Genomic DNA, 19,285 nt, shown 5'->3' with positions numbered 1-19,285 from the left:
TAAACATTCGTTCCTCTCCCCTTGAAGTATCAGGTATCACAAGGACAAAAGGTGCGAATGTGGAATCTTCTAGCATTAGTTCAAAGATAGCTCGGGCAGAAAATACACTATCAGCGATGATTAAAAAACCTACTCTTATCGGTTTGCCATCTTGGGTGCGAGATTTTATGGCTTGAATTGTGTTTTGGTAGTTTTCTTGCACTGATGCAATGAATTTTAATTTCTCTTGATTGTCCTTTTTACGCCAAATAGGCAACACAAAAAACAGGCGATATTCCAACCGATTTTTGCCTTTAAATCGTTTCATCAATAAAGGAATTTTCAAAGAAAAAATGTAAAGATAGATTCTTATCCGTAAATTATTCTTGTATCTATCATTTTTAACATAAAGATATTGTCTTATTGCGGCTTTGATAGCTTTGTTCATATCCCCCCCCCCTATTTATAAAATACACAAATGGTATTTAGAACAAAAAGCGGAATAAATTATGTCAAAACTTTCCTTAATTTTTTAAATAATTTTATTATTTTACATTTAAGACGCTCTACCTTAATCTTTGATTTTTCTTTACTCAATACCTCCATTGAATACGAAGTTTCATTAGCACATTGCAAAAACTTCTCTATATGCTTCTCTATCAAAAAACTTTCAAAATGTGCTCTTGCCTCTTTGGAACGATGAGCCATATTGGCTAAAAAATCATTTAAGATTTGCTCTAGGCTCATTAACTCTGTTTCAGGTATCAATCCCAAGCTTTTTTCATAGCCCAAAACATAATTTTTAAGCTTAAAAGTCCAAACAAAGGAATCATTAGAGAATTTTTCAGTCGTATAAAACACCATTGCAGCAGGCACACCGCATTTTTCTGCCTCTAGCATAGAAGTTCCCATAGCAAAGCAAATATCACAATTCTTTTGCAAATAAAGTGGTAAATCTTTGGGCGAGAGTGTGCCTAGATAAATAACCTCATAAGGATATTCTCTAATGAGATGCTTAGAATCTCCCTCCCCGATAATATGTAGCTTTATCTTTTTGTCCAAATCTAGTTTCTCTAAGTTATCCATTAGGTTAATTAAAGCATAGATTTTATCCCTACTTAGCCTCCCCACCCAAGCAATATGAATACACTCTTCATCAACTAAAGTTTCTTTGGTAAATGAACAAGGATAATCCTCCAATATCACAGGCACAATGTGCTTTTGCTCTACTTTGAGAGAAGAAAATTCCTCCGTGGCAATTTTTGTTACTTCGTCCATACAAATTAAAGCATTGTAATGTATCATTGTTTGAGCTTTTTTGGCACAATCTTCCCGTGTTATTCTTGCTAAAGGCATCATTGAAATAGTAAATTCTTCAAAATGCAATACCCAATAAAGAAAATAAATATTTTTTGATTTTATTTTCGGAAATTTACAAAGACAAAAAGGAGGAGCAATGATTGTGGAATGCGATGGCAGAGTAATACTCTTATCCACTACAATTCTCTCCACGCACTCACTCAAAAGTTCATTTATGCAACTATCCGCGAAATTAATATAGCCAACTTTTATTGGATAGTGTTGCGCAAGAAAATTTAGCACTCGGACAAAGAGTAATTCTGCGCCACCAATAACTTGCGTAGGATAAAAAACATAAATATTTCTCATTTTAGCTTTGCTCTAATTTATGCTTTCTACTAAGTAGCCAAATCCAAAATTTGAAGCGATAAAACAAGCTAATTTGTGCAATAGCTTCTCTATATTTTTCATCCTTTAAACTCACATAGCAAGTTCTTAGATAAATGTAGAAATCTCTTTTTTCCCTAAGCGAACATTTTTCCCAAAGTTCTTTCAGTTTATAATCCTCTCCATTAATAAAACATAATCTCAATTTACATTTTAACTTCAAATCCAAATTTGGATATTTTTTGAGATATAAGGGCAAATACTTCAACAATAATCTCTCTGTCTTTCCAGCAACTTCATATAATTTTTGTGTGCCTGTTAAACTCTGAGGGCGCAACCTGTAAGCATACAAATTTTTGTGAATTGTGCCAAATTCACCTTCAAGTCCCATTCTCAACCAATACTCATAATCCTCCACTTTAAAGCAAGATTCATCATATCCTCCTATGGACCTTGCTACTTCTGCTCTATATAAAAAACACGCGCCCACACTATCCCAATAAATCAAATCCTCTATTTTTTCACTCACTACAAATTCGCTTTCACTGCTGTTGCCATTTGTATCAATATGAACATTAGTAAAATCTGTGCAGACAAGCACTTTATTTGGATTTTCCTCAAGGTAAGCCACCATTTCCTCAATCGCATTATCCAAATAATAATTATCATCAGAAGTCCAAGTCCAATACTCTCCATTTGCTTCGTTAAATCCTATATTCAAAGACTTTGGTAGTTTTTGATTGCTCTTGTTGTGGATGATTTTAATTCTAGAATCTGTTTTTGCAAACTCTTCTATAATGTAAGGTGTGCTATCGCTAGAGCAATCATTGACGATAATGAGTTCTAAATTTTTATAGCTCTGGTTTAACACGCTTTCTATGCTTTGCTCAATAAATTCCTCTCCATTAAAAGTAGGCAACACAACACTGACTAATTTATCCATTTAAAAATCTCCTTATAATTTTCTCAATTTTTTGACTTGCTCTTCCATCTCCATAGGGATTTACACCCTCTATTCTATATCCTTGAGAAAGCACATTGCTTGCTTCTTTGATAATCACACTGCTCTTTGTGCCTACAAGCTTTGCAAATCCCTTTTTGACACCCTCCATCCTCTCGCTTTTGTTGCGCAAGACTAAAATAGGCACACCAAAAGTCGGTGCTTCCTCTTGTATGCCACCACTATCGGTTAAAACAAGTTTTGCTTTTTGCAAGAGCCAAACAAGCTGGGGATAATCCAAAGCTTCTGTAAGAATGATATTTTGATGTGTGGATAATCTTTCGCACACTCTGTGTTTTACATTTGGGTTAGGGTGTAATGGAAAGATAAACTGATGAGAAGGAAATTTAGAAGATAATGCCTCTATGGAATCTAAAATATGCTCTAGTCTCTGCCCGTGATTTTCTCTTCTATGAGCAGTAATTAATACTATACCCCCCCCCCCCGATGACATCCACGCTTTTTGACTTCCAAAATTTTGTTGCGTTTTGCAATGCTTTTTTATTGAGTAGAGAAAGTGCGTCAATACCTGTTTGCCCTACTTGATAGATTTTGTCTTTACTTATACCCTCTTTTTTGAGAGATTTAGCAGATTTTTTCGTTGGAGCAAAATGCAATGTTGTAATTCTGCTTACCATTTGTCTTATCGCTTCTTCTGGGAAAGGCTCAAGCAAATCATAAGAGCGCAATCCTGCTTCAATATGAAAAATATCCGCCTTATGATAAAAACAAGAGAGTGCACCTGCAAAAACACTCATCGTATCTCCTTGAATAAAAACCCCATCAATCTTATGATTTTTAAAAACTTCTTCTAGCTTTACTAAAATTCTAGCTTGTAATGATGATAAACTCTGATTTTCTACCATTACCCCTAAATTTATATCTGCCTCTAATCCAAAAAAACTTAAAGCTTTGTGAGATAGCTCTTTTTGTTGTTCTGTATTGCAAATAATGATATTATATATTTGTGGATATTTTTTAAATTCCAAGATTACAGGAGCTAACTTTATCGCTTCTGGTCTTGTCCCAAAAATAAATAATAAATTTTTCACTCTCACCTCGTTTTGTTAATATCACTTTTATTGTAGCATAATTAATATAATATTCCACACGCACATTGCTCATTCAAAAGCCTTAAAGAGAAGCTACGACATAAATATCTCCCGCTATTTGTGGATATATCTCTCCTAGTTCCATAAATGCAAGAATCATTTGAGAATCCCAATATGCTTGTATTTGCGCATTTGATAAAGGTTTCAGCCAATAACCACCACTATCAATAATTTTTAATCCAGCCGCTAAAAACTCTTTTTGCAGAGATTGCAAATCATAAATGCGCCTATGTCCGTGAAAAATATCTGCTTCACTCATAGAATCTTCGCTCTTTAATAATCCCATTTTAACCGCAGCCTGACGATGAAGAGAGTGGGAGTTAGGCACTAAAGAGAGCATTATACCCCCCCCCGAAGAAATATCCACACAATCTTTAAGCCACCCCTTGGCTAGGTTTAAAATTTGTTGAGGAGATTCTACGTGTTCTAAAACATGCCCCATTATAATACAATCATATTTTTTGCTTGGCTTAAACTCCTCAAACAAAGCATTATGCACATTTAAATGCGGAAATTGTTTTTTAAGATTTTGGGCAAAATGCGATGAACCCTCTAAAACTTCAAGATTCTCTACATAATCCACCAAATATTTTGTCATCACTCCTTCTGCGGGTCCCATTTCCAAAACATCACCACCACTATAAAATCTCTTAAAAATCTCAAATCCATAAAAAATCTCTAAATTTGTTACTTCCTTTGCTTGAAGCGGATTGTTATAATCTTGTGCAATGTTTTCCAATCTTTGCTGTTCTTTTTTCATTTTACTTCCTTTATGTTGATTTTAAGCCCACTTGTATCAGGCTTTGATATTCTTAGAATCACAAAGTTTTCACTTTTTTCTCTATTTAAAGAGTCAAGAAAACTTAAAAATGGTGCATTTCTCGCTCCTTTTTGATAATACACTTTTACATTCTCTTTCTTTATTTTTAAAAAATCTGCCATTAGATTTAAAGATTGAAAAAGCATAATATCCTCTATCTTTCTACCAAGTGCGCGGCAACTCACGCATAAATCTATAAGGCATAAATAAGAATCCTCACTTTTACCTACAAAAATACCAATAATCCCACTATCACTTAGTTTATCTTGCATTGCAACAGAAACTACACAATGCTGCTTGTCCATAATCCACTCTCGCACTTGCTCTAGACTAGGACGTGTATAGTTTGCGATAAATTGATTGGTTTTGTTGAGCAATTCCTCAATTCTTTCTATACTTTTCATATTATTCACACAAAACTCTAACTGCATACAAAGGCTTTTAAAATACTCGCTCTTGGGCAACTCTTTAAGAGATTCTCTTTGTGCGTTTGCCTTTATGTCTAAAGAGCGCAGTAAATCCTCTCTTTTTATATTTATCTTTTTTAATTGTGGAAAAAGACTAAGGATTCTTAACACTTCAGATGGTGAAGTTGCTAAAATCGTTTTTACACCCAAACTTTGCACACTTTGCACTTCAGCAAGATTATCATCAATAAAAAGTATAGAATCTAACCCTATATTAAAGCCCTGTGCTATCTCTTGTAAGCTTTGGACTTTAGGATTCCAACTTACCTTTTTTATATCAAAATCTGCCCACTTGAGCACAAAATCTTTTCTTGTTTTAAAAAGCTCTTTTGCGTCTTCCTCCTCATTTTTTGAAGCAAGGGCAAGTAAAAATCCTTGCTTTTTATGGGAAAGAATCTGCTTTTGCAAGTTTTGATAATCCTCATTAAGGATAATTCCATTGATGCCATCTTCACCTAAAATACCACGATAAAGCGTGTTATCCAAATCGCACACGATTGCCTTTAGGTTAGGAAGCAAAAAAGCTGGAATCCACACAAGCCCGAGCAGCTGTGCAAGTTTCACACAAGCAAAATTACTCAACCTTGAACCTGTGATTTTGCTTTTTACCTCATCTATTAAATCCTCCCTATCAAATGTGCTCAAAAGCGCAGATACAAATAAAACCTCACAATCACTCACATCTAAAAATGCTTTTAAATCCTCCAAATTTTCATCAATGCCTTTATCAATATCTAAAGCAATAACCAAAATAGGAGCCAAAGAAACATTGCGCAATGCCTTGAGCCTTTCTAAAAGATAGGGCAAAATGGCTGTGTTTTTATAATGATTAAAATCAATCCACACAATCTCTAAATCTGCCTTTTGCCACATTTCCTCTTGCAAAGAAGCAAACAAAAAACTATCATCATAAGGACTAAGATTAAATTCACCAAAAATACCACTTTTTTGCAAAAAGGGACTAATAATGCTTGAAATTGCTTCAAATGCGTGATTCCTATGCACATTAATTGTGTATTTTTTAAGCACATTTGTGTGTTTTTGGACGAATCTTGCAGATTCTAAAATCTCTTTTCGCGTGATATGTTCTTTAAATACATCTAATTCCATTTCTTTCTCCACTTACTTTTCTTCTACTAATTCCACTAATAAACGATTTTTAAGCATAACAAAGCAAATTCTTTTAAAATAACTTGCACTTGTAATGGGCGTTATGAGCATATTACCCCCCCCCCCCCCCCGCTATCTAGCAGGGATTGCATATCTTTTTGTATATCCACACTCTTATAGGCAATATGATACATTTTGGTTTTGTTTTTGAGGTAGTTTGTAAGCGGACCCTGTTTATGCAAATTTTCTAAAAGCTCAAAGCGATATTGTGGCAATGCTCTATCACTTGGAATCACAAATATGCCCCTAACACCTTGTATTTCATCTATAAACTCACCCTCTTGCACAAATCCAAGTGCTTTAAAAACACTCAATTCTTTTATTATATCTACACTTGCAATACCAATATGATGAATAGGTAAGTTAAGCATCACAAAGCCTTTGTATCACGCGATAAAATCTCTTTCACTTTTAAAACAAGGGCTTCTTGAGAAACAATAGAGGCTAAATCACCCTCTTTAAAGCAAATGCCAAACTCTTCCTCTACGCTCATCACAATATCAATATGTGCTAAAGAACTCCATTGTTCGCAAGTTTCCATAGAAATATGCGTTTTTTCATCTACTTGCATATCCAAAACACTGCTTAAAATCCCATAAATGCGTTTTTCTATTGTGCTTTCCATACTCACTCCTTATGTAGTAATAAAGTCATTTTTGATTTGTGTTTTTGATAATCTTGCTGCGTTAAAAGCAAAATCTCTAAACCCTCTTTCTCATCAAATCCCACTTTGAGCGCACCAAATTTAAGATGATAGTTTAAAACACTCATATTTTTGGGATTTGTCGTAAAGACATTTTTATCATCTAGTTTATAAGTCTCAAAAAATACCTGTTTTGTTAGCAAGTCAGATTCTAAAACTTGCAAGAAACTCGCTTCATCACTCATAATCCAGCGCCCAATCTCATAAAAACATAACTTAGAATCCAGCACAAATTGATTATAAGTAGGATAAATGCTATTTGTCCCAAGTGCATTCCCTTGCTTATCCTCTATGATGAAATACCATTCATTCTCTAAACTCTTATAGCGATTCATATAGGCTATTTGATTGTGCAAGCTATTTTGTGTTTTGTGAATGTATTGTGATTTTTTCTTATCTATTCTTAGAGAGAGAATAAAGGCAGAATCACTCACCTCCGCCTCGCGTAAATTAATATATCTACCCTCAATTTTGGGGAAATTATGCGTATTTATCATACAAGCTCCTTTTTATAAAATAGGCTTGTTTTTGCGCATAAGTGTAAAGATAGATAAAATAATGTATAAAATTTTTTTGAGTGGAACAAAAGATTAAAAAAAGTATAAAATAGAAATGCTTTGCATAAAGGAGGATTATACCCCCCCCCCCCGCTAGAATATCCGCTTTCTCCGCTACAATCTTAAAGCCATCAATGCCTGATAAGATAAACTCATTTTCCTGCTCTGCAAAGACATTTGCGCCGATAAATTCCCCGCTTAGAGTGCTTTTTGCTACCCTCACACCCTTTAAACTTGGGAGCTGATATTCTCTAAAGATAAAGGCTCTTAGTTGATTATGAATTTCAAAGCTTGTTTTTTTAAGATTGATATGGATATTTTTCACATCAATCTGCGTGCGAGAGAAATAGCACGATTGCCTAAAATCCTGCTTACTGCACTGAAAATCTCCTGTGAGCAAAGAATCCACATTTTCCTTAAACAACACAAAGCCCTGTGCAAGATACTTAAAATACAAATCCCGCGCACTCTCTTGCAAACCTATATCAAAGATTCTCTGCGCGATAATATCGCCTGTGTCAATGCCATTATCAATGCAATGTAAAGTAACACCGCTTGTGCGCTCACCATTTAAAAGCGGTGTGATAGAAGTATAAACACCCTTGTATTTGGGCAAAGCAGAGAAGTGGATATTATACAAAGTCTTGCTTGCAAACTGCTCTGTGCGAAGTAGTCTATCAAATTCAAGTGAGAGAAAAAGCAAATTAGGGATTTGCTGCACTTGCTCTAGTGTGCAGACAGAGATATTCTCCTCTCTAGCGTATTTTAAAAGTGAGGGTTGCCAAGTGTCCATACCCACATCATCGCGATTTGGGATTATGCAAAGCTCATCGTTTTTGAACCTCGCTTGTAGGAGTTTAAGCGCATTTCGGGCAATCGCATTTTTACCCGCAATGCAGACTTTGAAATGATTTGGATTTGGGAATCTTACGCACATTGCTTAAGCTCCCGCTCCAAGAGATTTTTACAAATTTTAAGATATAGAGAGCAAAGCGTTGTTTTGGGATTTTTTAAATCTGTATTGCAAGTGAAAAAAAAATTACCATTTTTGGCATCAGCTTGAGATTCCAAAAAAGAAGCAAATAAGGGATTATTTACCCCCCCCCGATAAGTAATTTGAGGGATAATCGTGCAGTCATCGCCTACATCTTTAGTTACAACTGCGCCTGCTGCGATAGTGGCTCTCTCGCCAATAGTGATTCCGGGCAGTATCACTGCGCTTGCTCCGATACTTGCACCCTTTTTAATCAGCGTTTGTGCAAAAGTAGATGGATATTGCTTAGAGCGTGGATATTTATCATTTGTGAAGCTTACATTTGCACCGATGAAGACATTATCTTCAATCGTAATTCCGTCCCATACCTGCACACCACATTTTATCGTTACATTATTGCCGATTTTTACATCATTTTCTATAAAACAATGCGAACAAATATTGCAATTCTCGCCGATTATAGCGTTTGGCAACACCACGCAAAACTGCCAAATATTCGTATTTTGTCCTATACTTTTACTTTGCACATCAGAGAGAGGGTGTATCATTACTCACTCCTCTTGTGGATTTTGTGCGATTGTGTGTGTTGCGCGTAAGTAATTCTTGCACACTCCTGCAACATTGTGCAAAATAAAAAGATAAAATAAATTTTTGCAAAAAGAAAAAATGATAAAAAATAAATAGAAATAGTAAAAGAGGAGCTATTAAGGCATAGATTATACCCCCCCCCCCGAAGAAAGAAGTTCATAGAATTGATGAGTAATCGTGCGTCCGCCAAAGCCTTCTTTTTGAGAGATTAAACCTGTGTTTAAAAATGTGCCATTGGATTCTGTGGAGATTCCAAAGTCAAAGTAAGTTTTGCTTTGTGCGTAAGTGTCAATCAAAGTTTTTAAGAGTAAATCTAATGCGCCAATCTCCCTGCCTTTGTCATTGACTGCGAGATATTGAGTGTGGATAAGGTGGGGATAGAGGAAAAGCAAAGTTGCTGCGAGGATTTCACTCTTACTCTTTGCTACAAAAAGTTTAATATTCTCCATAAACCTTGAATACAAAAGGCTTAATTCCTCTGCGTTATGCACTGCTTTTGCGTTGTGCTTATCTTGTAAAACTTCATTGACTAGCGCGACAAAGCTAGAAAAATCTGAGGATTGCTCTATCACTATGCCCTCTTTCTTTGCCTTTTTGACACCTCTTTTGCGTAATTCGCTCATTTTAAAGGCGTTTCTTAAATCAATCGTTGTAGAACAATCGGTGCGATAAAGTTTTGCCCCATTCCTAAAGAGCGCATACAAATCTTCTTGAGCTGGACTTTGATGATAAATATAAGGCAGGACTTTATACAATAATCGCTCAAACCCTCTCTCTTTCATATACTCTCTAAGGGAGCTAAAACATTCAAGCATTTTAGCCTGTCGCATAGAATCTCCGATGACAAAGCCCCCAAAAGTTAGTCCCTGATGTGAGCATAAGGTCTTACCCTCTACATTGAGCGGCAAGAGAGCTAAGAGTTTCTCTCCCTCATAAAAAAGCAAAGAATTATCTACAAATCTATCAGCGTGATAATCCATATAGTCTCTATCAAACAAAAAAATTCCATTCTTAGCACTTTGGTTAAAGGCATTCCATAGTGGCTTTTGTGTCGGGCAATAAGGTTGAATGCTTATCATTTTAGCCCCGCCTCATTGTAGTAGCGTTGGCTATGCCACAATAAAAAAGCAAAGAAATAAAAGAGTAAAAAAGTAAAAAGGGAAAGAGCAAATAGGGGATTATACCCCCCCCCCCCGAAGAAAGAAGTTCATAGAATTGATGAGTGATCGTGCGTCCGCCAAAGCCTTCTTTTTGAGAGATTAAACCTGTGTTTAAAAATGTGCCATTGGACTCTGTGGAGATTCCAAAGTCAAAGTAAGTTTTACTTTGTGCGTAAGTATCAATCAAAGTTTTAAGAAGCAAGTCTAATGCGCCAATCTCCCTGCCTTTGTCATTGACTGCGAGATATTGAGTGTGGATAAGGTGGGGATAAACAAACACAAGCGCACCTGCAAGAAGTGTTTGCGCTTGGTGCGCGACAAAAAGCTTGATTTGCTCTGGAAATCGCTTGCTTAACAGGGCAAGTTCCTCCGCACTATGCACTGCTTTGCTTTGATGTCGGCTCTGCAACACTTCATTAAGCAAAGTAACAAATGCGGCGAAATCTTGGCTCTGGTTTATTTGCACATTCTCTCTTTTGGCGCGTGTAATTTGAGACTTCCTCCCTTTGGGCAGAGCGATAGGGTGTGGTAATGCAATACTAGAGGAGCAATCCACGCGAAAAAGTTGCGCATTATTTACAAAAAGTGCGTATAAATCCTCTTGTGATGGGATTTTATGATAGATATAGGGAATCGCTTTGTAAATTAATTTGCTTATACCTTGCTCTTGCATAAATGTGCGCAAAAGGGTGAAGCACTCTAGCATTTTTTCTTGTTTCATCGTCCTACCTGTAATAAATCCTCCAAAGGTTAATCCTTGATGAGAGTATAGCACATTATCGGTAATATTCAGTGGCAAAAGGGCTAAAAGCTTATCCTCCTCATAAAAAAGCAATGAATTATCCTTGAACCTATCAGAGTGATAGTCCATATAGTCTCTATCAAAGAGGAAAAGTCCATTTTTAGAATCTGCATTAAAGGCATTCCACAAGGTCTTATGTGCGAGAGTATAGGGCTTAAGGTATATCATTGTGCAAGCTCCGCATAGCCAAATCCACTTTGTCCCATACCATTGCCACCATAGAAACAATAAGTTTTCTCCCCCACTTCCAAAAGCGCAGGATAACAAGCCATATCGCTATCAAATCCACTTGTAGAAGGTTCTAAGCCACATTCCTTATCTCTCCTCTCCCAAGTAATGCCATTTTCACTAAAGGCTACCCCTGCTTTATACTCTTTGTCTAAATTATCTGAAGTGTAATACATTTCATAGCCACCTTGCGTTTTATAAACCTTTGGGCGTCCGATTCTGTATTCACTCCCTTGCGTTTGCACACAAGTTTTGCCCTCACTTCCGAAAGTTATACCATCACGAGATTCTATATATTTGATAAAATAAGTCGGATAGGGAATGTCATTAATCAAAGTCCATTGATGAATGACAGAATACCACACTCTAAAAATCCCACCCTCATAGCGCACACTATGGATACATCTGCCAAAAATCCCCTCACTGCTTCTATCTAGCACAGGGTTACTTTGCACTCGGACAAAACTTTCTCCATTATCCTCACTCACAGCCAAGCCCGAAAAAGCAAGGAATTTCACCTTTTGTGGAATCTGAAAGGCGACATAATACATATAAATCTTGTCCCCTACGCGTAACACATCGCCAAGTATCAAGCCATTATCGTCAAAACAGCCATTCTTCCCAATATCAAGCACAGGTTTTGGCGAGATTTTAAGAATCTTTTTAGGATTGTGAGAATCCAAATCCATATAACCAATGCGCCCAATGCCCTTTGCGTCCCTAAAAGAAGCGTAGATTCTAATCACTCTAGGATTTAGCAAAAAAGGTTGTGGAGTAAGCACCGAATTATTCATCCACTCATTCTCTCCCTTTGGGCAGTAAATTAGCCCTTTCTTCTCCCAACGCATTATTGCTCTCCTGCTTTTGGATTCTCTAAGTTCTCTTGCTTTTGGGATTTCACCCTCTCTTGCTCTGCAACTTTGCAAAAGGTTTTTGCAGAGATTTTTGCTGGTTGTGCAGGATTGCCACGATAAATTGTGTTTTCTTGTGTGTTTTTGTTTATCACACTGCCAAGTGCGATGAAATTATCCCTTGCGATTTTCACATTATCAGCTACACAGGAATTGACACCTATAAAGGTATTTTCGCCAATCTCACAGAATCCAGAAATGACACAATGCGAAGTGATGAAGCAGTTATCACGCACTATGGAGCGGTGTCCCAAATGATTACCACTCCATAGTGTTACATTATTGCCAATCTCCACAAAAGGTTGCAAGGTATTATCCTCCAAAATAAAGCAGTTTTCGCCGATTTTTACATTATGCCATACAAAGGCTTTGGAGCTGATATAGGAAGCGCATTTATACCCCCCCCCCCCGCAACTCATTATAGACTCTTGTGCGGTTATAATTTAACTTCTCACTTGCTAGAGCAATAAAGACTTCATAATCACTTTTGGGATATAAGGTGGGCAGATTCTCTAAATCCACTAAAGGCAAGTTTAAAAATGTCTCCTCTTTTCTATATGCGCTATGCACGCTAAAAGCACTCACTTCATAAGGGGAATCATAAGTAAAATATTCATACGCCAAATGCGCAGTTTCCCCTGCTCCGATGATGACTAGTTTTTTCATACGCTCTCCCTTGCTTTTAGTGAATTTTAGCTTTGTACTTTAATGCACAAAGCCTTACAAACTGCTAAATACAGACTTGATTTGCCATAAAGGTTTTATGATATAATGCTTTAAAATATAAAATACAAGGAGTACTGCAATGAATAAACAAATACAAAATAATATTAAAGTTCGTAGCGATAGCTTTAATGCTGGTCTAAAGGATTTAAAAAAGCTCACAGGTAGCTTTAATGCTGGTCTAAAGGATTTAAAAAAAATGGCAGCCAAACAAGCAGCTCAACAAAGTCAAGCTAAAAACAACAATAATGCAAAGCAGTGATATTGTTACCCTTGTAAGTATATTTGTAGCTTTCACAAGCGTAATTGTCGCTATTATAGCCATTTACATTGCAATAAAAATTTTTAGGCGAACTGCTACGCTTCAAGCCGAAACTTTTATTCTTAGTGCCTACAAAGATTATATGGATATGATGTATAGTGAGGCGAATGAAGAGCACAAAAACAACGCTAAAACGCGTTTTCTTATGGCAATAGACTTATATTGCAAATATGTTATCAATGGACATTTAGATGAAAAACTCTCTGACGATAATTTACATTTTTATGAGGAATGTATTAAGGCTTTTAAAGATGAAATTAAGGAGAATCTCAAGGATTATAATAACATTGCAGATTATACTTTAAAATACAATATCTCACTTGAATAGAACTTTTTATCATTCTATGATTCTAGCACATTCCCGATTTTAAACTCTTTGCTTATTTCTACCTCTTTACCTTGCAAAGCAACTTTTGTAATTTGCACATACATATCACTGACTTTAACCCACATACAATTTTGATAAATATTTACAATTGCTCCTAAAGGGCAAATATACCCCCCCCCCCCGCAGAGAATCTCTAGGTGATTGCATATCCATAATTTCATACACTTTATTTTTATAATGAAAAAATAATCCTCCACCATAGGGTGCAGCTACTACCCTGAAACGATTATACAGCTCTTGCGCCTTGAGATTCCAAGTTTTTATCATACTCTCACTTTGTCCAATTTTTTTACAAAAATATTCTATGCTCGTATCTTGCAGCCTTGGAGTTAATTTACCCTGATAAATCTCAAGCAAAACCTTTGCGATTTCATTTACTGCGCGGTTTTTAACTCGTTGCACAATCTGTGCGTATCGCTCACACTCTCCCACATTTTCAATCCATTGATAATACACCTCTCCGCCGTCCATTTTATCAGTCAATGCGTGTAAAGAGTATCCGATTTTTTCTTCTCCATTTATCATTGCCCACGCATTTGCATTAAAGCCTTTCCACACAGGCAAAATCCCTGCGTGAATATTCAAAGCCAAAATGTCTTTAAAATATTTTGTATCCATTAGTGTAAAATACGCAATACTTAAGCACATATCAGGCTTAAGTGCGAGAATCTCATCAAAGGAAATTTTAGGGATTTTATGCTCTTGCAAAAATGCACTTTGGAATCTCTGCGTCTCTTTAGAATAATTATCTATCACCCCAGCGATAATTTCAATCTCCTCACACTCTAAAAGTGCCTTTGCAATATCACCATTGCTCGTATTGCCTATTATCACTAAGCGCATAATTCCCCTTAAATAAAATTTCACAAATAAGTCTTGTAAGTATAGCACAATAAAAAATCTTTTTGCTTTGGTTTGGCTTCGCTCATTAATGTTTTATTTCATTTGTGCATTCACAAAGATTTCAGCACCCAAATTTGGAGTGTATTGCACCATTTTTTCTAATCCTCTCAGAAGATTCTCATCTAAGATTCCACTCTGCAACGCCAAAGACATTTTGCCGTGATTCAAAGGCTTTAAAAAATAGCTTCCGCTCTCTATGATTTCCAAGCCCACTTCCTCTACGAGTGCAGATAAAGATTGCAAAGTGAAAGCAGTGTGCTGTTGTAAAGATTTCGCAGTAGGACTTAAACCCCCAAGCTGTGAGATAAGCCCGGATTCATACGCCCAGAGCAAATGGAAAGAATGCGCATTAGGCACATTTATGTGTAGTATAGTGGGGGGGGGGGGGCATAATGGAAGAATTGCGCTCAAAAACTGCTTGGGGTTTTCTACTTCGTGCAAAAGTGAGCTAAGCAAAATACAATCAAATCTTTGCGATTTCAAATGTGCGACTTGGGGTTGAATGAAGTCGTTAATGATTGTTACTCTATTATCTTGAGCGAAATCCTCTTGTGCTTTTTGTGCAAAGACTTTGGAGGGTTCTACAATGCTAAAACTTTGATAATCTTTATAATACTTAGCAATAGATTCCATTCCACAGCCGATTTCTAGGATATTTTGAGGCTTTTGCTTTGCCAAAAATTCTAAGACCTTATTGCGTCTAAATGCCACCATATAGGATTCAAAATCACTAAAATCTTGTGCTAAATACCTTTGTGTGTAGCTTTCTATATCGCGTTGCATTGGCATTCCTCACTTCAATAGCTTAATTTCTACATTTAATTATCCCAAAATACTAGCAAAATTTTGATAATTTAATTTTAAATAGAGATATTTTGTATTATTATTTAAATCTTGATATTTAAAAGCCTCTATTTTTGGGCATTAGATACACATAAAAGAGGGAATAATGAAGTATGAACTCATAGATTTTGTGGATTTTAGCGATGAAAAAGGTTCTTTAGTCGCGTGTGAATACCAAAAAAACTGCCCCTTTGAGATTAAAAGGGTATTTTATATCTTTGATGTTAATCCTAATGCAGTGCGAGGGCGACACGCCAATAAAGATTCTGAATTTTTATTTGTCGCCCTCAATGGAAGCTGTAAGGTAAAAATTGATGATGGCAAAAGCCAAGAAATCCTCACCCTTAATAATCCAAAACAAGGCTTATATGTGGGTAAAATGCTATGGAAAGAAATGTTTGATTTCTCCAAAGGCTGTGTGTTGCTTGTGATAAGTAATGCCCCATATAACAAAGACGAGTATATTAACGATTATATGATGTATGCTTATAAGGTAATGGGGGGGGGGCATAAGATAAACTTTTTGCTCCCTTTGAGGCTCAATGTGGCTTAAGGGCGCAAAAGATGAATTATAAACTCCTAGAACTCCAAACCATAGGCGATGAACGTGGCAAACTTGTATCCCTAGAATCCAACAAAAACCTCCCTTTTGATATAAAAAGAGTATATTATATCTATGACACTTCGCCCGAGCAGATTCGCGGTAATCACGCACATACAGAACTAGAACAACTTGTAATAGCCATAGATGGTGCGTGTGAATTTGTGCTTGATGATGGCAAGAATAAAGAATCTGTGTGGCTCAATCGCCCCGATTTTGGGCTATATATTGGCAAAAATATGTGGAGAGAAATGCGGAATTTCTCTTATGGGTGCAAACTAATGATTTTAGCAAGTGATTATTATGATGAGCGTGAGTATATCAGGGATTATACGACATTTTTAGATACAATCAAAGATTCTAAGGATATACAATGAAAAATTATGCGGTTATTTTAGCAAGCGGAATTGGAAGCAGATTGAATGAATCTCTACCAAAACAATTTAGTAAAATTGCTGGCAAAAGCATTTTAGAACATACAATAGAAATTTTTGAAAAAACCCCAAATATTGATGAAATAATCCTTGTCATTTTGCCAGATTATAGAATCTTAACTCAGGAGATTATCCTTAAAAACAATTATCAAAAAATTAGCAAGATTTTAAATGGTGGAAAAACGCGCAAACAAAGTTCTTGCATTGGCATAATGTCTCTAAAGGATACAGAAGCCAATGTATTAATACACGATTGTGCGCGTCCTTTTTTATCCCAAGATATTATCACAAAATGCCTTGAGGCGTTGCAAACTTATAGTGCAGTAGATGTGGCAATCCCTGCGACAGATACGATTATAGAAGTTTCTCCTTGCCATCTAATTACCAATATCCCCCAAAGAGACAAGCTAATGTGTGGGCAAACGCCACAAGCTTTTAAACTCTCACTTATTCAAAAAGCTCATCAATTAGCAAAAGATGATGAGAATTTTACTGATGATTGCGGACTGATCCTTAAATACAATCTTGGAGAAGTTTTTGTCGTGCAAGGTGAAAGCGAAAATATAAAAATCACCTATCCACAAGATTTAGTATTAGCCGATAAGCTTTTTCAAATTAAAAACACTTCTGCGCCTCAAGTTTCTTTAGAGCAATTAAATGGGGGGGGGGGCAATAGTGGTTTTTGGTGGCACAAGTGGCATTGGCAAGTCCATAGTAGAAATTGCCTCCTCGTATAATCCCTCTACTTTTGCTCTCTCTTCCTCTAATGGTTATGACATAACTTCTTTTTCCGCTGTTGCTTCTGCATTTGCAAAAATTTACAAACAATGTGGAAGTATTGATTATATTGTAAATTGTGCTGGAATTTTAAAGCTTGGCACTCTCCAAAACCGCAATATTGAAGATATAAGTAAAGAAATAGAAGTTAATTACCTTGGTTGCATACATATTATTAAAGCTGCTCTTCCTTATTTGTTCAAAAATCCTAATGGTGCAAGCATTGCTCTTTTTACCTCAAGCTCCTATACAAGAGGCAGAGCATTGTATTCTATCTATTCCTCTACCAAAGCTGCAATAGTTAATCTAGGACAAGCTCTAAGTGAAGAACTAGCCAATACCCGCATAAGAGTGAATATTATTAATCCTGCAAGAACGCACACGCCAATGAGAACTACAAATTTTGGCAAAGAACCAGAAGAAAGCTTACTTGACCCAAATGAAGTCGCACATATCACACTTAGCACTTTAGTTTCAAATCTCAACGGGCAAATCATAGACATAAGGAGGAAATAATGTCAATTCTTAGCAAAAATTCGTATTTGAAAACAAAATACAGGGCGTTTAAGGAAAAGAACAAAAACTCTTATTTAAGGGTAAAATGGCGCACCTTCAGAGAAGCAAAAAAAGCGCTAAAACTAAGATTAAAAATTCTCTATATACGCAAAAAGATAGAATCTAAAGTTCAAGTTATAAGCCAAAAGTCTATCATTAAAGTCGCATTCTTGCAAATGTATATTGCAGAATGTCAAAATTTCTCTCTTTTTGAAAAATTTTTAAAAGATAATCGATTTGAACCTTATTTTATCGTCAATCCAGATATAGCGCGAAGCGAGGAAAATTTCATCACTCAATACAAAAAAACTTATGAGGAATTAGCAAATAAATATAGTGGGGGGGGGGCAGAACGCGTTTTAAATGGCTATGATTTTGCCTCAAAGACCTTCATTGATTATACACAAGAATTTGATTTAATGACTACTGCTAATCCTTATGATGAAATGGCTCATCAGTTTTTTAAAATCGCCTATTGGACGCAAAAATGTATCCCTATCTTTTATATCAGCTATTTTTATTTAGGGCGATGTTTGGTAAGCATAGATAATCTCAAACTTGAAACTTCAAATTATATATGGAAATTTTTTGCAGAAAATGAAGAGGTGATAAAACTTGCCCAAAAATACCAAATCATCAAAGGTGCAAATTTAGTTTTGAGTGGTTATCCCAAAATGGATTCTCTAGCACATCATCTTAAACAAGCACAAGAACCTGCCCCTACAAAAAAACTTCGCATTATTATCGCTCCTCATCATTCTATTTATGAAGCCCAATCTGCGGTAGGCTCATTTTTGAAATATTATGAGATTTTATATCGTCTAATGGCAAAAAATACCAATATAGATTTCATATTTCGCCCTCATCCATTGCTTTTTGCACAATTAGCCAAAGAAGATTTTTGGGGAGAAGCAAAAACGCAAAGCTATTTTGATAAAATCTGTGCTTTGAACAATGTTACTTACTCTACACAAGGTGATTATATGGAAGTTTTTGCCAATTCCGACGCGCTTATTCACGATTGTGGAAGCTTTATGGCAGAATGGCTCTACACACATAAACCTTGTGCTTTTTTATATAGAGATAATCTCAATACACAGGTGTGTTGGACTGAATTTGGACGCAAATGTGTCAATGCACATTATGCTATTCATAATGCACAAGATTTGGATAATTTTATAGAATCTCTTTGTAAAGAGCAGGACAGCTTAAAAGAGCAAAGAATGGCCTTTGCACAAAACGAAGTAATGATAAATTATCCTAATGCCACACAAAAAATCTATGAGCATTTAGTGCAGTCTTTGAGAAGTGCAAAATGAGCCTAAAACACAAAATTCGCCTCTTTTTAAGAAAATTAAGAAAGAATAGAAAATACAACAAAAAGTATAGAAGTATAATCCAAAGTATCTCAAGACGAAATCCCATAAGAGTAGCCTTTCTCGTTAAATACGATTCTATGTTTCCTGCACAAAAAATCTTTGAACTAATGCTTGAAGATTCTGTATTTGAACCCTTTATCATTGTAATGCCCGATACCCATAGAGGTGAGGAACATTGTTTTT

25 protein-coding genes and 2 pseudogenes are annotated in these 19,285 nt (G+C 36.0%); 8 read left to right on the top strand and 19 right to left on the bottom strand.

What is annotated here, in order from left to right:
* The 17 genes and pseudogenes from OQH61_RS09180 to OQH61_RS09100 all read right to left on the bottom strand — a co-directional run.
* A partial coding sequence (locus OQH61_RS09180) for a hypothetical protein (RefSeq protein ID WP_266027130.1) occupies nucleotides 1–427 on the bottom strand: 427 nt, incomplete at its 3' end.
* Between the two features lie 59 nt (nucleotides 428–486).
* Nucleotides 487–1,647, bottom strand: a complete 1,161-nt coding sequence (locus OQH61_RS09175; protein WP_266027129.1) for a glycosyltransferase — start codon at nucleotides 1,645–1,647, stop codon at nucleotides 487–489.
* Between the two features lies 1 nt (nucleotide 1,648).
* Nucleotides 1,649–2,608, bottom strand: a complete 960-nt coding sequence (locus OQH61_RS09170) for a glycosyltransferase family 2 protein (RefSeq protein ID WP_266027128.1) — start codon at nucleotides 2,606–2,608, stop codon at nucleotides 1,649–1,651.
* Nucleotides 2,601–3,119, bottom strand: coding sequence for a UDP-N-acetylglucosamine 2-epimerase (locus OQH61_RS09165; protein WP_266027127.1), 519 nt, complete (start codon nucleotides 3,117–3,119; stop codon nucleotides 2,601–2,603). Before OQH61_RS09165 ends, OQH61_RS09170 begins: the two co-directional genes overlap by 8 nt.
* Nucleotides 3,076–3,717: a UDP-N-acetylglucosamine 2-epimerase gene (locus tag OQH61_RS09160; protein ID WP_266027126.1), complete on the bottom strand. Its 642-nt coding sequence runs from the start codon at nucleotides 3,715–3,717 to the stop codon at nucleotides 3,076–3,078. The genes OQH61_RS09165 and OQH61_RS09160 overlap by 44 nt, the downstream gene beginning before the upstream one ends.
* A gap of 82 nt (nucleotides 3,718–3,799) precedes the next feature.
* Entirely contained in the window at nucleotides 3,800–4,537 is a 738-nt protein-coding gene (locus OQH61_RS09155; RefSeq protein ID WP_266027125.1) for a class I SAM-dependent methyltransferase, read from the bottom strand.
* Entirely contained in the window at nucleotides 4,534–6,174 is a 1,641-nt protein-coding gene (locus OQH61_RS09150; protein WP_266027124.1) for an HAD-IIIC family phosphatase, read from the bottom strand. The genes OQH61_RS09155 and OQH61_RS09150 overlap by 4 nt, the downstream gene beginning before the upstream one ends.
* A 12-nt stretch (nucleotides 6,175–6,186) precedes the next feature.
* A pseudogene (locus OQH61_RS09145) lies at nucleotides 6,187–6,605 on the bottom strand (VOC family protein).
* Entirely contained in the window at nucleotides 6,605–6,847 is a 243-nt protein-coding gene (locus OQH61_RS09140) for an acyl carrier protein (protein WP_266027131.1), read from the bottom strand. The pseudogene OQH61_RS09145 and the gene OQH61_RS09140 overlap by 1 nt, the downstream one beginning before the upstream one ends.
* 14 nt (nucleotides 6,848–6,861) lie before the next feature.
* Complete coding sequence (locus tag OQH61_RS09135; protein ID WP_266027123.1) at nucleotides 6,862–7,434, bottom strand: hypothetical protein; 573 nt, start codon at nucleotides 7,432–7,434, stop codon at nucleotides 6,862–6,864.
* Nucleotides 7,418–8,431, bottom strand: a complete 1,014-nt coding sequence (locus OQH61_RS09130) for a formyltransferase family protein (RefSeq protein ID WP_266027122.1) — start codon at nucleotides 8,429–8,431, stop codon at nucleotides 7,418–7,420. The genes OQH61_RS09135 and OQH61_RS09130 overlap by 17 nt, the downstream gene beginning before the upstream one ends.
* A gap of 170 nt (nucleotides 8,432–8,601) precedes the next feature.
* Nucleotides 8,602–9,036, bottom strand: a pseudogene (locus OQH61_RS09560) (DapH/DapD/GlmU-related protein); the annotation flags it as partial.
* Between the two features lie 168 nt (nucleotides 9,037–9,204).
* Complete coding sequence (locus OQH61_RS09120; protein WP_266027121.1) at nucleotides 9,205–10,155, bottom strand: GNAT family N-acetyltransferase; 951 nt, start codon at nucleotides 10,153–10,155, stop codon at nucleotides 9,205–9,207.
* 1 nt (nucleotide 10,156) lies between these two features.
* Entirely contained in the window at nucleotides 10,157–11,266 is a 1,110-nt protein-coding gene (locus OQH61_RS09115; RefSeq protein ID WP_266027120.1) for a GNAT family N-acetyltransferase, read from the bottom strand.
* Complete coding sequence (locus tag OQH61_RS09110) at nucleotides 11,203–12,114, bottom strand: hypothetical protein (RefSeq protein ID WP_266027119.1); 912 nt, start codon at nucleotides 12,112–12,114, stop codon at nucleotides 11,203–11,205. Before OQH61_RS09110 ends, OQH61_RS09115 begins: the two co-directional genes overlap by 64 nt.
* A complete protein-coding gene (locus OQH61_RS09105; protein WP_266027118.1) occupies nucleotides 12,114–12,596 on the bottom strand; it encodes an acetyltransferase in 483 nt (160 codons plus the stop codon). Before OQH61_RS09105 ends, OQH61_RS09110 begins: the two co-directional genes overlap by 1 nt.
* Nucleotides 12,571–12,843, bottom strand: a complete 273-nt coding sequence (locus OQH61_RS09100; protein WP_266027117.1) for a hypothetical protein — start codon at nucleotides 12,841–12,843, stop codon at nucleotides 12,571–12,573. The genes OQH61_RS09105 and OQH61_RS09100 overlap by 26 nt, the downstream gene beginning before the upstream one ends.
* 139 nt (nucleotides 12,844–12,982) lie before the next feature.
* Between OQH61_RS09100 and OQH61_RS09095 the strand changes: the two genes are divergently transcribed.
* Nucleotides 12,983–13,162 (top strand): hypothetical protein, encoded by a 180-nt coding sequence (locus OQH61_RS09095; RefSeq protein WP_266027116.1) that lies wholly within the window; start codon nucleotides 12,983–12,985, stop codon nucleotides 13,160–13,162.
* On the top strand, nucleotides 13,149–13,550 hold the full coding sequence (locus OQH61_RS09090; protein ID WP_266027115.1) for a hypothetical protein: 402 nt from the start codon (nucleotides 13,149–13,151) through the stop codon (nucleotides 13,548–13,550). Before OQH61_RS09095 ends, OQH61_RS09090 begins: the two co-directional genes overlap by 14 nt.
* A gap of 114 nt (nucleotides 13,551–13,664) precedes the next feature.
* Here OQH61_RS09090 and OQH61_RS09085 read toward each other — a convergent pair whose 3' ends face one another.
* Together OQH61_RS09085 and OQH61_RS09080 are read right to left on the bottom strand one after the other, a co-directional pair.
* Nucleotides 13,665–14,453, bottom strand: a complete 789-nt coding sequence (locus OQH61_RS09085; RefSeq protein WP_266027114.1) for a formyltransferase family protein — start codon at nucleotides 14,451–14,453, stop codon at nucleotides 13,665–13,667.
* A 93-nt stretch (nucleotides 14,454–14,546) separates the two neighbouring features.
* Nucleotides 14,547–15,296: a methyltransferase domain-containing protein gene (locus OQH61_RS09080; RefSeq protein WP_266027113.1), complete on the bottom strand. Its 750-nt coding sequence runs from the start codon at nucleotides 15,294–15,296 to the stop codon at nucleotides 14,547–14,549.
* Nucleotides 15,297–15,462: 166 nt separating this feature from the next.
* On the opposite strand from OQH61_RS09080, the gene OQH61_RS09075 reads away from it, so the two are divergent.
* The 6 genes from OQH61_RS09075 to OQH61_RS09050 all read left to right on the top strand — a co-directional run.
* Nucleotides 15,463–15,909, top strand: a complete 447-nt coding sequence (locus tag OQH61_RS09075) for a sugar 3,4-ketoisomerase (protein WP_266027112.1) — start codon at nucleotides 15,463–15,465, stop codon at nucleotides 15,907–15,909.
* A gap of 11 nt (nucleotides 15,910–15,920) precedes the next feature.
* Nucleotides 15,921–16,334, top strand: a complete 414-nt coding sequence (locus OQH61_RS09070) for a sugar 3,4-ketoisomerase (RefSeq protein WP_266027111.1) — start codon at nucleotides 15,921–15,923, stop codon at nucleotides 16,332–16,334.
* Nucleotides 16,331–17,128 carry a 2-C-methyl-D-erythritol 4-phosphate cytidylyltransferase gene (gene ispD / locus OQH61_RS09065; RefSeq protein WP_266027110.1) on the top strand — a complete coding sequence of 266 codons (798 nt, stop codon included), beginning with the start codon at nucleotides 16,331–16,333 and terminating at the stop codon, nucleotides 17,126–17,128. The genes OQH61_RS09070 and ispD overlap by 4 nt, the downstream gene beginning before the upstream one ends.
* Entirely contained in the window at nucleotides 17,067–17,684 is a 618-nt protein-coding gene (locus tag OQH61_RS09060; RefSeq protein WP_266027109.1) for an SDR family oxidoreductase, read from the top strand. Before ispD ends, OQH61_RS09060 begins: the two co-directional genes overlap by 62 nt.
* On the top strand, nucleotides 17,684–19,042 hold the full coding sequence (locus OQH61_RS09055) for a CDP-glycerol glycerophosphotransferase family protein (protein WP_266027108.1): 1,359 nt from the start codon (nucleotides 17,684–17,686) through the stop codon (nucleotides 19,040–19,042). Before OQH61_RS09060 ends, OQH61_RS09055 begins: the two co-directional genes overlap by 1 nt.
* On the top strand, nucleotides 19,039–19,285 hold a 247-nt coding region (locus tag OQH61_RS09050; RefSeq protein ID WP_266027107.1), incomplete at its 3' end, for a hypothetical protein. The genes OQH61_RS09055 and OQH61_RS09050, both read left to right, overlap by 4 nt.

This window comes from Helicobacter sp. MIT 21-1697, from assembly GCF_026241255.1.
Taxonomy (GTDB): domain Bacteria; phylum Campylobacterota; class Campylobacteria; order Campylobacterales; family Helicobacteraceae; genus Helicobacter_C.
Note: the sequence above shows the minus strand (reverse complement) of the source record. Positions and strands in the feature narration are given on the sequence as shown.